Source organism: Neisseria sp. CCUG17229 (genome assembly GCF_047839235.1).
Taxonomy (GTDB): Bacteria; Pseudomonadota; Gammaproteobacteria; order Burkholderiales; family Neisseriaceae; genus Neisseria; species Neisseria brasiliensis.
Genome location: NZ_CP181247.1, coordinates 74,667 through 89,022, shown reverse-complemented (window position 1 = coordinate 89,022; position 14,356 = coordinate 74,667). Strand labels below are relative to the sequence as shown.

General features: G+C 51.8%; 11 protein-coding genes and 1 other RNA gene. 2 read left to right on the top strand and 10 right to left on the bottom strand.

Going from position 1 to position 14,356, the window contains the following annotated elements:
- Positions 1-66 precede the first annotated feature (66 nt).
- Complete coding sequence (locus ACM67B_RS00430; RefSeq protein ID WP_416189705.1) at positions 67-1,917, bottom strand: autotransporter assembly complex protein TamA; 1,851 nt, start codon at positions 1,915-1,917, stop codon at positions 67-69.
- A gap of 349 nt (positions 1,918-2,266) precedes the next feature.
- Here ACM67B_RS00430 and sstT point away from each other — a divergent pair, with 349 nt between their 5' ends.
- Positions 2,267-3,487, top strand: a complete 1,221-nt coding sequence (gene sstT, locus ACM67B_RS00425; protein ID WP_416190484.1) for a serine/threonine transporter SstT — start codon at positions 2,267-2,269, stop codon at positions 3,485-3,487.
- 73 nt (positions 3,488-3,560) lie between these two features.
- Here the strand turns inward: sstT and rnpB are convergent.
- From rnpB to rsgA, 4 genes are all read right to left on the bottom strand, one after another.
- Positions 3,561-4,005, bottom strand: an RNA gene (rnpB, locus tag ACM67B_RS00420) — RNase P RNA component class A.
- 86 nt (positions 4,006-4,091) lie between these two features.
- Complete coding sequence (locus ACM67B_RS00415; RefSeq protein ID WP_416189704.1) at positions 4,092-4,988, bottom strand: polyprenyl synthetase family protein; 897 nt, start codon at positions 4,986-4,988, stop codon at positions 4,092-4,094.
- Positions 4,972-5,199 carry an exodeoxyribonuclease VII small subunit gene (locus tag ACM67B_RS00410; protein ID WP_095503528.1) on the bottom strand — a complete coding sequence of 76 codons (228 nt, stop codon included), beginning with the start codon at positions 5,197-5,199 and terminating at the stop codon, positions 4,972-4,974. Before ACM67B_RS00410 ends, ACM67B_RS00415 begins: the two co-directional genes overlap by 17 nt.
- A gap of 103 nt (positions 5,200-5,302) precedes the next feature.
- Positions 5,303-6,169 carry a ribosome small subunit-dependent GTPase A gene (gene rsgA, locus ACM67B_RS00405; RefSeq protein WP_416189703.1) on the bottom strand — a complete coding sequence of 289 codons (867 nt, stop codon included), beginning with the start codon at positions 6,167-6,169 and terminating at the stop codon, positions 5,303-5,305.
- A 443-nt stretch (positions 6,170-6,612) separates the two neighbouring features.
- Between rsgA and ACM67B_RS00400 the strand changes: the two genes are divergently transcribed.
- Positions 6,613-7,698 carry a hypothetical protein gene (locus ACM67B_RS00400; RefSeq protein ID WP_416189702.1) on the top strand — a complete coding sequence of 362 codons (1,086 nt, stop codon included), beginning with the start codon at positions 6,613-6,615 and terminating at the stop codon, positions 7,696-7,698.
- Positions 7,699-7,769: 71 nt separating this feature from the next.
- On the opposite strand, the gene purB is transcribed toward ACM67B_RS00400, so the two are convergent.
- From purB to ACM67B_RS00375, 5 genes are all read right to left on the bottom strand, one after another.
- Positions 7,770-9,140, bottom strand: a complete 1,371-nt coding sequence (gene purB, locus ACM67B_RS00395; protein ID WP_416189701.1) for an adenylosuccinate lyase — start codon at positions 9,138-9,140, stop codon at positions 7,770-7,772.
- A 227-nt stretch (positions 9,141-9,367) separates the two neighbouring features.
- On the bottom strand, positions 9,368-9,970 hold the full coding sequence (locus ACM67B_RS00390; protein WP_229436916.1) for a YdcF family protein: 603 nt from the start codon (positions 9,968-9,970) through the stop codon (positions 9,368-9,370).
- A 51-nt stretch (positions 9,971-10,021) separates the two neighbouring features.
- A complete protein-coding gene (gene prfB, locus ACM67B_RS00385; RefSeq protein WP_095502835.1) occupies positions 10,022-11,125 on the bottom strand; it encodes a peptide chain release factor 2 in 1,104 nt (367 codons plus the stop codon).
- Positions 11,126-11,245: 120 nt separating this feature from the next.
- A complete protein-coding gene (locus ACM67B_RS00380) occupies positions 11,246-12,154 on the bottom strand; it encodes a patatin-like phospholipase family protein (protein ID WP_416189700.1) in 909 nt (302 codons plus the stop codon).
- Positions 12,155-12,281: 127 nt separating this feature from the next.
- Entirely contained in the window at positions 12,282-14,138 is a 1,857-nt protein-coding gene (locus ACM67B_RS00375; RefSeq protein WP_416189699.1) for an ABC transporter ATP-binding protein, read from the bottom strand.
- Between the last annotated feature and the right edge of the window lie 218 nt (positions 14,139-14,356).

Below are 14,356 nucleotides of genomic sequence, written 5' to 3'. Positions count from 1 at the left end.
TAACGGAAATCACTTATCACAGCAGAGTAGGACACTTTCAGACGGCCTCAAAGTCCGTCTGAAGCATTAAAAACGCGTGCCTAAGCTAATGTGCCAACGCAGTTTTTTGTCTTGATGGCCATAAGCCACGTCAAACGAGAACGGTGCTACCGGACTAAACCAGCGCACCCCCAAACCAGTACCGTGTTTCATGGTCATTTTTTTGAAGTTTGGTGCCGCATCGCCGACATCATGGAACAAGGCGGCAGAGAAACTTTTAGTTACCGGATATTGGTATTCAAAGCTGCCGACCAATAAAGCGCGTTCCGGCAAGACCGAATCATTCGGGCCTGATAAGCCAATGCTGTCGAGCTCATAACCGCGAATCGATGATGCACCACCGGTACGGAACAACAAACTTGATGGCACTTCTTCGCCTTCATTGGCATACACATAACCGGTTTGGCCACGCACAATGAAGGTACCGATTTTTTTGTTTTCCGGTGTGAAGAAATAGCCGGCTCGAGCATGGGCGCGCGCCATCATGGTGGACGACAACACTTTGCCTAAAGTAGCGCCGATTTTGCCGTCGAGATAGTAGCCGTTTTCAGGGCGTAGCGTAGTCTCAATGTCTTGGCGCTTCCATGAGGCAGTGAGCATGGTGGCGTGGCTGCGGCCCAAATCGTAATCGGTATCGGGGACTTTGCGCTCTTCAATAATAAATTCCAAACCGACACGGGCATCGATATTATTGCGGTCGCGCACATACCACACACCGCTGGTGAGGGCGTGTTTTTCTAAATTTTGTGTGGTGGAGCGGTTGTAGGCCAGATTGGTGGTCCAGTATTTGCCGTTGCTTTTACGCGGCTGGCTGATACCGGCAGCCAAGGTGGTTTCGTATTTATCCATGTCCCACACCACCGAGCCGATGTAGCCGCGGTTGAACAAATTGTAGTAATCGTAAGCGATGCGGCCGCCCAAACCGTATTCCGAATCGTAACGGATACCGGTTTCCAATTTATGCAGCTTCACTTCGCTCACCGTCACCTTCACCGGCACGCGGTCTTGGTTCAGATTGTCAAAATCGGCCTGTACCGAAGCACCTGAATAATGGCCGTTTTGCTCCAAATCCTGCTGAAAATCGAGCAGTTTATCCAAGTCGTAAGGATCACCCGGTTCAAAACGCGCCATGCCGGAGACGACGGTCACCGGATAGCGTTTGGTACCGGTAATTTGGAAATCACCGAAATAAATCGGCCGGTTGCTCTCCACCATCACTTCCAAGTCGGCCATGTTGCGATTGGGATCAATAGTCGCTTGTGAATTAGCGATTTTAGCCAACGGGTATTTTTTACGTGTGACCGCTGCGAGCACAGATGTTTTGCTGCTGCTCCAGCGGTCTTGGTCGAAATTGTCGCCCACCGGCTGCTGCCAGTTTTGCATGGCGTTTTTATAATAATCACCGACATCGCCTTCAGACAACACATCGCCGATAATCGCCACGCTGACATTATCGATTGTGGTACGCGGGCCCGGAATAATGTTGACCACATAACCATCGGTGGCGCGATCGTCACGAATACTGGTTTGGCTGTTGAAATAGCCTTTGGTGCGCAACATGGTTGTCACGTTTTGCGGCGCCTCTTCCGCCAAAAAACCGACTTGCTCTTTATCCAGCTCTTCCTGTTGTTGCTGGGTAATCAGCGGCAAATGGGTTTCCACCATTTCTTTGACTTCGCTGTTGTCAGTTTCAACTTTAACCGGATATTTTGGGTCAAGTTTGACCGTTTCCGTGCTCATGCCCGGCGGCGGCGTGCGTTCCGATTCGGGCACAGGCTCGTAATCATCGGCCTGAGGCACAAACGCATCGGCCGCAAATGCCTGCGCACAGGCCAGCGACAGCGTGGTAAGGAGAATCGGTGGGGTCAGCTTGTTCATATTGCCAAACAGTACGGAAATTCGGAGGTTTCTGATTCTAACACTATTTATGCCTTCTTTTAACAGCCGAATCCTGCGCTTACAATGCTCCAAGCCGTCTGAAAATCAGCAAATGTTTATCGGGCGCAAAAATCGTCAACAATTTTTCATCCATGCTACATATTATGCAATTTACCAAAAAAATTTAATATTAAAATTAATATATTATTGATTGTAAATTCTTATATTTATAAAAATATAAGAATTTTATGCTAAATTATCTGATTTATGATCAAAATCTTCACCGAAGGTAAGGTTTTATTTTAGAATGTAATTTATTCTTAACATACTTTTAACACAAGGATGAATGATGTCCAGTGAAAACCCTCTTCTCAACGCAGTCAACAGCGTCAGCCTGGTGAAACAAATCGCCATCGGCTTGGTGATCGGTATTGTTGTCGGCTGGATTGCACCTAATGCAGGCCTGGCTGTCGGCTTACTCGGCAGCCTGTTTGTCGGCGCATTGAAAGCCGTGGCACCGGTTTTGGTGTTTATCTTGGTGGTCGTAGCCATTTCCCAACACCGCAGAGGCAACGAAGCCTACATCAAACCGATTATCGGCTTGTATATCGTCGGCACATTCGCCTCTGCTTTGGTTGCGGTATTGGCCAGTATGATGTTCCCAACCCATATCGTTTTATCCAGCGCCAGCGATATTTCCACTACCCCGCCATCCGGCATTGTCGAAGTGTTGAAAACCTTATTGATGAACTTGGTTGCCAATCCGGTGAACGCCATCGCCAATGCCAACTACATCGGCATTTTGGCTTGGGGCTTGGTATTGGGCTTTGCCATCCGCAATCACGGTTCGGACACCACCCGTCAAGTCGTGGCCGATTTGGCTGAAGCGATTTCTACTGTGGTGAAATGGGTGATTAAATTTGCGCCTTTGGGTATTTTCGGCTTGGTGGCTTCTACTGTGGCCGAAACCGGCTTCGGCGCTTTGGCCAGCTATGCCCAACTGCTCGCCGTGTTGCTCGGCTGTATGCTGTTTATCGCATTGGTAGTGAACCCGCTGATTGTGTGGTGGAAAATCCGCCGCAATCCGTATCCGTTGGTGCTAACCTGCCTGCGTGAAAGCGGTGTGACCGCCTTCTTCACCCGCTCTTCTGCCGCCAACATTCCGGTGAACATGGCCTTGGCGAAGAAACTCGGTTTGCACGAAGACACCTACTCCATCTCGATTCCATTGGGTGCCACCATCAACATGGGCGGCGCGGCAATTACCATTACCGTATTGTCACTGGCAGCAGCGCACACCTTGGGCATTCAAGTTGACTTCTTCACCGCGCTGCTGTTGAGCTTGGTGGCCACCGCCGGCGCTTGCGGCGCTTCCGGGGTAGCCGGCGGCTCGCTGCTGCTGATTCCGATGGCGTGTGCCTTGTTCGGCATTTCCAACGATGTGGCCATGCAAGTGGTAGCTGTGGGCTTCATCATCGGCGTGTTGCAAGACTCAGCCGAAACCGCGCTGAACTCGTCCACCGACGTATTGTTTACTGCTGCAGCGGATATGAGCCGCAACCGCGAATAAACATAGCTGATGCATGAAAGGCCGTCTGAAAAATCTGCTGATGATTTTTCAGACGGCCTTGATTTATTCTGTGCATACAGGTCAAACGATAAGCCGGGTTCTGTCGTTGGACAGTCATTCCTCTAGTCGCACCATTGCTGATACGCTCCAGCAACCTACCCGAACGCTCGGCGAGCCGCGTCAATGCGTTCTGTTTGGTCTTGCTCCGAATGGGGTTTAGCCTGCTGCGGACTGTTACCAGCCGCACGGTGCGCTCTTACCGCACCTTTTCACCCTTACCTGTGCCTTCCCGCCAGCCTTTTGCACCCTGCTTGCCTTGCCATACTCATGACTGTGGCATTTCGTTTTGCAATGATACAAAAGGCTGGCGGGAATCATGGCCATCGGCGGTTCTGCTCTCTGTTCCACTTTCCGTCGTGTTACCACGCCCGGCCGTTAGCCGGCATTCTGCTCTTTGGAGCCCGGACTTTCCTCCCCGTAAGCCTTACGCGTTACGCGGCGACTGTCTGTCTGGCCTGTATGCGGAAGCGATTATAACACAAGGCCGTCTGAAACTTGGGTTTAGCAGTTTCAGACGGCTTTGTTTCAATTCACAACAGCAAACTCAATGCTTACGCGCCGTCACAAATTCCGCCAACCGGCGCAAGTGGGCGGCTTTGTCGCCAAACGGCTGCAGCAAGGCCACGGCTTCGGCGGTCAGTTTTTCGGCGTAGGCACGCGCTTCGGCCAAGCCCATCAGTTTGACATAGGTCGGCTTGTCGTTGTCGGCATCTTTACCGGCGGTTTTGCCGAGCGTGGCGGTGTCGGCTTCGCAGTCGAGCACATCGTCAATCACTTGGAAGGCCAAGCCCAGTTTGGTGGCGTATTGGTCGAGTCGGGCGATGTGTTCGTCGCTCAAATCAGGGCAGGCCAGCGCACCCAATACCACGGCGGCACGAATCAGCGCGCCGGTTTTCAGGCCGTGCATTTCTTCTAGTTCGGCTTGGTTCATTGCTTTGCCGACATTGGCCAAGTCAATCGCCTGTCCGCCGGCCATCCCTAAGCTGCCGCTGGCTTTGGCGAGCGTCGCCAACATGGCCAACTGGCGCGCCGCAGGCAATTCGGTGGCGCGGCTCAACACATCAAATGCTTGTGTTTGCAGCGCATCGCCGACCAACAGCGCGGTGGCTTCGTCGTATTGTACATGGCAGGTCGGTTTGCCGCGGCGCAGGCTGTCGTTGTCCATCGGCGGCATATCGTCGTGAACCAAGGAATAAACGTGCACCATCTCAATCGCGGCCATGGCTTGTTCGACCGCGGTATTGTCGGCCTCGCCCAATTCAGATGCGGCCAACACCAACAGCGGACGCAAACGCTTGCCGCCGCCGAGCATAACATAACGCATGGCTTCGTGCAGCTTGGCCGGTTTGGTGTGTTCAGACGGCAAGAAACGCTCCAGCAGCAATTCGGTTTGCGCTTGGGCTTTTTGCTGCCATGCTTTTAAATCATTCGCTTGGGTCAAGGTTGAGCTCCTTCAGTTCGCCGGCATCCAAAACCTGCAATTTTTGTTCGACTTCGGCCAGTTTTTCTTGGCAATATTGCACCAATTCGTTGCCTTCCTGATAGGCAGCGAGCGCGTCTTCCAGCGGCATATCGCTGCTCTGCATGGCTTGGGTTAAGGTTTCCAAGCGTTTCAGGGCTTCTTCAAAGGATTTTGGGGCGGCTTTTTTCATGGGTATCGGGTAGGAAAAATCAAAGGCTTATTGTAGCATTTTTAAACGTGAAAAGGCCGTCTGAAAACGATACTTTCAGACGGCCTTTGTTTTCATAACCAGCTTACCGCAGCAATTCATCCGTCACACACTGCAAAAACTCCACACGCTCGGCTTTCACTTCACCGGCTTCGGCAGCGGCCTTCACGGCGCAGTTGGGTTCGGCGCGGTGGGTGCAGTTGTGGAAGCGACATTGGCCGGCCAAGTGGCGCAAATCGGGGAAATAGTGCAGCAAATCAGCCGCTTCCAAATGGTGCAAACCGAATTCCTGCAAACCGGGCGAATCGATGAGCTGGGTTTCCTCATTTAAATCATACAATTGCGCGTGGGTAGTGGTGTGTTTGCCGGAATCGAGCGCGGTGGAAATGTCGCCGGTGCGCGCGGCTTGGTTGCCCAACAGCGCATTGGTGAGCGTCGATTTGCCCATGCCGCTTTGCCCCAAAAAGATATTGGTGTGGCCTTGCAGAACCGGCTTTAAGGTTTCTGCCCCTTCCAGCGCGCGCGTTTCCAGTACGCGGTAGCCTAAGGTCTCGTAAAAGGCGAGTTTGTCGCGCCATTGGGCGGTTTCGGACAAATCGGCCTTGTTCAATACAATCACCGCTTCAATCTCCGCCGCTTCCGCCGCCAATAAAGCGCGCTGCAACAGGGCTTCGCTCGGGCTGGGCACGGCAGCGGTGACAATCAGCAATTGGCTGACATTGGCTGCAATCAGCTTGGTTTTCCACGCATCTTGGCGGTAAAGCAGGCTTTGGCGCGGCAGAAAATCTTCAATCACCACTTGCTCGGCGTTAATCGGGCTGATTTTAACTTGGTCGCCACAGGCAAAATCGACGCGCTTTTTGCGCGTGGTGGCATCAAAGGTTTGCCCGTCGGGCGTGCGTACAATGTAACGGCGGCCGTAGCTGGTGATGATTTGGGCGGTGTGGCTCATGTCTGGCTTTGGTTGGAAAAAAGCTTATTTTACAGGAATATGCGGCAGGCCGTCTGAAAACTTGGCGTTCAGACGGCCTGATGATTTGAGGTGATTTAGGGTTTAACGTTTTAAGTTCCGTAAATAAAAGTAATCAAACAAACTTTGTCAACATTGTGAAAAGAAATGTATTTATCTTTTATTTTCAATTAATTAAAACCAAAAATAATTGTTTTAAAACAAATGACAGCGCTAAGCGTTTGTTAATGTAATTGTATGTAATTGCAGCTTGCCGTGTCGAATGTTAACTTAAAGCCATCAGGTCGATACCGACACACCGCTTTTCAACTTCGACCTAATCCCTTGATGTTGAATGAATAACTTTCTTTCACATCAGCCCTACGCAGTTTGCCGGACACTTTGCCGGAAACGTCTCCCACCCATCCGACCGAAAGGATCATGCGATGAATCTGAATACCATTAAAACCATCCAATCCAAACAATCTTACCCGAGCGTGACGATTACCCTGCCAACTTACCGCACCTCGCCCGACAATGAAAAAGACATTATTCGTTTGAAAAACTTGGTATCGGAAGCGGTAACTCGTCTGCAAGAAGAATTCGGCAAACGTGAAACAGCACACATCGTCGATGAAATCAACCGCTTGGCCGAATCGGTGGACAACCAATACAATCTCGACGGCTTGGTGATTTTTGCCAGCACAGAATATGCCGAATTGTTCCGCCTGCCTTTCCGTGTGCCAGAGCGCGTGACCATCGCTGATAATTTCCTGACCCGCGATTTGGTGTTTGCCATGAACCGCAGCCCGCTGTATTTGTTAACTGTTTTGAGCGAACACAGCACACGCTTGTTTGTCGGCCGCAAAGAACATTTGAATGAAGTACATGATTTCGGATTCCCGTTCAGCGTGGAAAACGAAGTTGCCGAAGCCAACCCGAGCCAAGACATCAGCCATGTGCGCGATCAAATCGTCACCGATAAAATGCGCGAAGTCGGCCAAGCTTTGTTGGAAGCTAGAAAGCAATTGTCTGCCCCGATTGTGGTGGTGGGCGTTGACCGCAACATCGGCCACTTTAACGACGGCTCAGGCATCAGCGAAGACGTGATGCTGTCTATCCACAGCGGCCACAACAGCGACAACCCGCACGAACTGGGCAAAGCCCTTTGGCCGGAAATCAAAGAAGCATTGACAGCCGAACGCGCCAAAGTGTTCGATGAATTGAACAATGCTAAGGGCAACAAACTGTTTGTCGGCGGCCTGAACGAAGTATGGCAGGCGGTGACAGACGGCCGTGCTGAATTGCTGGTGGTGGAAGAAGATTTGCACATTCCGGCTCAAGTCAGCGAAGACGGTCGCAAGCTTACTGAAATCAACATCGAAGATGCCAAAGGCGAGAGCGCTTATGAAGACATTGTCGATGAAATGATTGAAAAAGTATTGGCAGCTGGTGGCCGTGTGCGCTTTGTCGATAGTGAAGCCTTAGGCGAACATGCCGACCGTGGTTTGGCCGTGGTGACGCGATACTAACTTCAATCATGATTGATTAAAAAGGCCGTCTGAAAACTTGGTTTTCAGACGGCCTTGATGATGTTTCAAGCTTAAATGCGGTTTGCCAATTCTTCCGCTTTACCCACATACAGCGCAGGGGTCAAAGCCAGCAATTGCGCTTTGGCATCGGCAGGAATCTCCAGCGATTCGACAAACACTTTCAACACTTCCGGCGTGATGCCGTCTTTGCCACGGGTCAGGTCCTTCAGTTTTTCATATGGATTGGCGACACCATAGCGGCGCATCACGGTTTGAATCGGCTCGGCCAAGAGTTCCCAAGTGGCATCCAAATCGGCGGCCAAGGCAACTGGATTAACTTCGAGCTTGTTCAGGCCGCGCAAATGGGCAACCAAACCCAATACGGTATAACCCACGCCCACGCCCATGTTGCGCAACACGGTGCTGTCGGTCAGGTCGCGCTGCCAGCGGGAAACCGGCAGTTTTTCCGACAAAAAGCCCAATACGGCGTTGGCCATGCCAAGGTTGCCTTCGGAATTTTCAAAGTCGATCGGGTTCACTTTGTGCGGCATGGTCGAGCTGCCCACTTCGCCGGCTTTGACTTTTTGCTTGAAGTAGCCCAGTGAAATATAGCCCCATACGTCGCGATTGAAATCGATCAAAATGGTGTTCACGCGGCTGATGGCTTGGAAAAACTCGGCCATGTAGTCGTGCGGTTCGATTTGGATGGTGTATGGGTTGAAAGTCAGGCCGAGGCTGATTTCAACGAAATGACGGCAATGGGTTTCCCAATCCACATCAGGATAAGCGACCATGTGGGCATTGTAGTTGCCGACTGCGCCGTTGATTTTGCCCAAAAATTCTTGCGCTTGCAGATGCTTGGCTTGGCGTTGCAGACGGTACACCACGTTGGCGATTTCTTTGCCGACAGTGGTCGGGGTAGCCGGTTGGCCGTGGGTGCGACTCATCATCGGCACAGCCGCCAATTCGTGCGCCATTTCGGTGAGCTTGGCGATGATTTCGTCCAATTTCGGCAGCAACACGGCTTCGCGCGCTTCTTGCAGCATCAGGGCGTGTGACAGGTTGTTGATGTCTTCGCTGGTGCAGGCAAAGTGGATAAATTCGCTCGCCGCCGCCACTTCCGGCACACCGGAAAAACGCTCTTTCAGCCAGTATTCAATGGCTTTTACATCGTGGTTGGTGGTGGCTTCGATGGCTTTAACCGCCGCCGCATCGTCAAGCGAGAAACCGGCAATCACTTTGTCGATTTCGGCAATGGTGAAGTCGCTGAATGCAGCCACTTCGCTGATTTTCGGTTCAGCAGCCAAGGCTTTGAGCCACTCCAGCTCGACTTTGACACGGGCTTTCATCAGGCCGTATTCAGAAAAAATCGGGCGCAGGGCTTCAACGGATTTGGCGTAGCGGCCGTCTAACGGGGAAAGGGCGGCAATCGGGTTAATCATGATGGTTTCCTATGGGAACGGTGGATTTCGGATCAGGAAAAGCGGCAGCTTTAAACGCGATGAAGTCGGGTTCAGACGGCTGCCGACGAAATTGGTGAGAATTATACGCGAATTTTGCGTAAAAATCCTGATAATAGGGTAACTTAATGTGTTTGCTTCGGTTGATTTGACTGTGGTTTTGAGATGAATAAAGGCCGTCTGAACATTCAGACGGCCTGAGATTTTGGTTAATCATGATCCAACACCAGCGCCTTTACCCATGCCAACACTTCGCGAATGCGTTTGCGCCACATCACCGCCGCCGAATCACCGCAATTGCGTCCAGCGAAGGTTTGCAGATTTTTTTCCGGCCATTGGTGTCGTGCCAGCCACAAGCCACGTGGTAAATGGAAGCCGTCGCTGACGATAATGATGTCGTGATGATCTTTGAGAAGCAAGGTGCTGAATTTGATGTTTTGATAGGTGGTTTCGGATTGGTTTTCCAGCCACACGTTTTCAGACGGCACGCCAAGCTTCACCGCCATCTCGCGCATGGCTTCGGCTTGGTTGCTGCCATCGGCATCGGTGCCGCCACTCATCAGCAGATAATCGACTTTGCCCGCCCGATACAGCCACACACCCGCTTCGACACGGCTGCGCAAACACGGATTAGGCTTACCGCGACGGTGGACGATATTGCCCAACACCAGCGCCACATCGGCTTTGTGCGGCGGATGCTGCTCGGATTGGCGCACGGCATGTTGTTCGCTGCGGTACACGGCGTAGAGCGCGGCAAAGAAGATCAGACCGGCCAAAATCAGCAAATAAACAATCATTTTTAAGGTTTTCATGAAGAGGCCGTCTGAAACGTTTCAGACGGCCTACCTTTACATTATTAAGCCTTACACACCCTGTTTCAAACTGGCTTCGATAAAGCCGTCTAAATCGCCGTCCAATACGGCTTTGGTATTGCCGACTTCGTAGCCGGTGCGCAAGTCTTTAATGCGTGACGAATCCAGCACATACGATCGGATTTGGCTGCCCCAACCCACATCGGATTTGCCTTCTTCCAAGGCTTGTTTTTCTTCGTTGCGTTTGCGCATTTCCAAGTCATACAACTTGGCTTTCAACATATCCATCGCCGCGGCTTTGTTGGCATGTTGCGAACGGTCGTTTTGACATTGCACCACGATGCCGGTCGGTTCGTGGGTAATACGCACGGCGGAGTCGGTTTTGTTGATGTGCTGGCCGCCGGCACCGGATGCGCGGTAGGTGTCGATGCGCAAATCGGCAGGGTTGATTTCCACTTCGATGCTGTCGTCGATTTCAGGATAGACAAACACCGATGAAAACGAGGTGTGGCGTTTGTTGTTCGAGTCAAACGGCGAGTAGCGCACCAAGCGGTGCACGCCGGTTTCGGTGCGCAACAGGCCGTAGGCGTATTCGCCTTCCAAGCGGATGGTAGCGCGGTTGATGCCGGCGATTTCGCCCTCGTCTTCTTCCAAGATTTCCACTTTGAAGCCGCGGCGTTCGGCAAAACGCGAATACATGCGCAGCAACATGCCCGCCCAGTCTTCTGCTTCGGTACCGCCCGCACCGGCGGTGATGTCGATAAAGCAGTTGTTCGGGTCGGCCGGCTGGTTAAACATCCGCTTGAATTCGAGGTCGGCCATTTGTTTTTCCAAACCGGCCACGTCTTCCTGCACGGCGGCAAAACCTTCTTCGTCGTTTTCTTCAACCGTCATTTCAATCAGCATGCGGTTGTCGTCAATGCCGGTGGCGATGTTGTCCAGCGTCAACACGATGCCTTCGAGAATTTTGCGCTCTTTACCGATTTCTTGGGCTTTTTTCGGGTCGTTCCACAATTCGGGATCTTCCGACAAACCGATTACTTCTTCCAAGCGGTCTTTTTTGCCTTGGTAATCCATATACACGCGGATGTCGGCGCTGCGCTGTTCCAAATCGTCTAAGGTGTTGTTCAACTGATTAATAACTTCAGCTTCCATGATTTTCTTGTGCTTTCAAAATTTTAGGGGCGTATTGTACTGGATTTGCGTAGTTTTTTCTATATGACAAAACCAGGTAACAGGCCGTCTGAAACATGGTTTTTCAGACGGCCTCAAACCTCAATACTGATACGCCGACAATTTGCGTTTGATTTCCGGCAAAGCGGCGCGGGCGGCTTGTTCGCCCAATTGAATGGCACGTTTTTTCTGGTCAAAGCCGCCGATAGAGCCTAATTCCAACACTTGCGGTTTGATGACCACGCTGGCTTTGCCCAATTCGTTTTGCAGCGAGGTGGTGCTCATGATGTTGAGCGTTTGGTCGAGATACGAAAAGAAATCGCGGCTGACGTTTTTTACCGGTTTGGCGGAAATATCCACTGCAATCACAAAATTGGCGCCGCGGTTTTTGGCAGCGGTCACCGGCACGGGTTGCGACAAACCGCCGTCCACATAGCGTCGGCCGCCGATAACCACGGGCTGGAACACGTTCGGAATCGAAGCCGATGCGCGTACAGCCTGACCGGCATTGCCACGGCTGAACTCCACCGCTTTGCCGCTTTCAAAATCAGTCGCCACCGCAGCGAATTTGCGCGGGAAGCGTTCCATCGGTTTGCCGCCGACTTTTTGATTGATATAGGTTTGCAGTTTTTCGCCTTTGATAAAACCGCTGGTCGAGAGCGTTAAATCCACCAAATCGGTTTTGCCCAAGATTTCGGCTTCCAATTCCATGCGGTCGGGCGACATACCTGAAGCATACAGACTACCGACAATCGAACCTGCCGATGTGCCGCTCACCACATGCACGGGAATGCCGTTTTCCTGCAAGACTTTGATGATGCCGATGTGGGCAAAGCCTTTCGATGCACCACCGCCGAGTGCCAAACCGACAACGGCTTTGGGTTTGGCTTTGACAACCGGTTTCGGCGTGGCCACCGGTTGGTTTTTCGGCGAATCGGTGGTACAAGCAGCTAAAGCCAGCGCGCCGGCAGACAGCAACACATAACGGAATGCGGTAGGGAACAGGTTCATGATTTCAGACGGCCTTTTGATGAATAATCCAGTGGTAGCGGAAAATGAAATTATGGCACAATACGAAAATGCCGTCTGAAAATTTAGATTAATTTTCAGACGGCATTTTATTTGATGCCTGCAGACTTTAGCTTTGGTGCCATTCCACGTTTTCACTTAGGAAACCGCCGCTTTGGTGTGACCATAATTTGGCATACAAACCATTTTTGGCCAGCAATTCGGCGTGTGAGCCTTCTTCAATGATGCGGCCTTTGTCCAGCACAATCAGGCGGTCCATCGCGGCGATGGTGGATAAGCGGTGGGCAATGGCAATGACGGTTTTATTCTCCATCATTTTATCGAGGCTTTCCTGAATCGCCACTTCCACTTCCGAATCCAACGCGCTGGTGGCTTCGTCAAGCAACAGAATCGGCGCATCTTTCAGCATTACACGGGCGATGGCGATGCGTTGGCGTTGGCCGCCGGAAAGTTTCACACCGCGTTCGCCAACGTGGGCATCATAGCCGCGGCGGCCTTTGGAATCGGAAAGATTCGGAATGAAGTCGGCGGCTTCGGCACGCTCGGCTGCTTGGTACATTTCTTCATCGCTGGCTTCAGGGCGACCGTAGATGATGTTGTCGCGCACGGAACGGTGCAGCAGCGATGTGTCTTGCGTCACCAAGCCGATTTGTGCGCGCAGGCTTTCTTGGGTGACATCGTTCACATTCTGACCGTCAATCGAAATGCTGCCGCTTTGCGGTTCGTAAAAGCGCAACAGCAGATTGACGATGGTCGATTTGCCCGCGCCGCTGCGGCCGATTAAACCTACTTTTTCACCCGGCTTGATGGTCAGGTTAAAACCGTTCAACAATGGTTTGCCGGTTTCGTAAGAGAAATCAACATGCTCAAATTTAATCTGGCCATGATCGACTTTAAGCGGCAGCGCTTTGAGTTTGTCGAGAATGGTGTGCGGCTTGGTCAGGGTGGACATGCCGTCGTTGACGGTACCAATGTTTTCAAACAGGCGCGCCGATTCCCACATGATGTATTGCGACAAACCGTTCACACGCAAGGCCATGGCGGTCGCAGTTGCTACCGCACCCACGCCGACCGAACCTTGCTGCCACAACCAAATGCCCAAAGCGGCAGTGGAAAGCGTTAGCGCGGTGTTCACGAAGAAGCTGCAGGTGTGCAGCAGTGTTGCCAAACGCATTTGCGCGTGTACCGTTACCATAAATTCCTGCATCGACTGCTTGGCATAGGCCGCTTCACGCGCGCCGTGGGAAAACAGTTTGACAGTAGTAATGTTGGAATAGGCATCGGTGATGCGGCCGGTCATCAGACTGCGGGCATCAGCTTGGGCAGCGGCAGTTTTACCCAACTTCGGAATCAAAAAGCGCATCACCAGCGAGAAGCCGATAATCCAACCGAGAAACGGCAGCAACAAGCGTGAATCGAGTGCCACCAAAATCACGCCGGAGGTGATGAAATACACCAGCACATACACCACCATATCGGCAATAGTCATCACCGCATCGCGCAAGGCCAGCGCAGTTTGCATCACCTTAGCTGAAACGCGTCCGGCAAATTCGTCTTGGTAAAAACCCAAGCTTTGATTGAGCATCAGGCGGTGGAAATTCCAGCGCAAACGCATCGGGAACACACCTTGCAGCGTTTGCAGACGCAGATTGGAGGCGAGAAATGTCCACACCATCGAAAACAGCATCATCGCCACCATACCGGCCAACGCCCAGCCTTTTTCGGCAAACAGCGTTTCGGGTGTGTATTGGCCGAGCCAATCGACGACTTTACCCATAAATTGGAACAGCAAGGCTTCCATCACGCCGATCACTGCCGTCGCCAATGCCAGCACCACAATCCATTTGCGCACGCCGTCGATGCTGCTCCAAATGAAGCGCCACAAGCCTTTTTCCGGTGTAGTGGGCGCATCGGCCGGATAGGGCTCGATACGTGCCTCAAACCATGAAAATATTTTATTAATCATCTTGTTATGTGTTTTTAAAATCAAATGTTTCAGAAAAAATGTCTGTGAAAACGATATGGGTAATTTTACGGGAAAAACAAGGTCAAGGCGAATTTAAACCGGAAGCAGCCCTGCCCTACATCCAGTGTAGCAGTCATGTTGGTGCAGCGAACAACAGCGGTTTTAGCGAAAATGAAAAGGTTAAAAGGCCGTCTGAAGAACGATGAACTGTCCCCCAA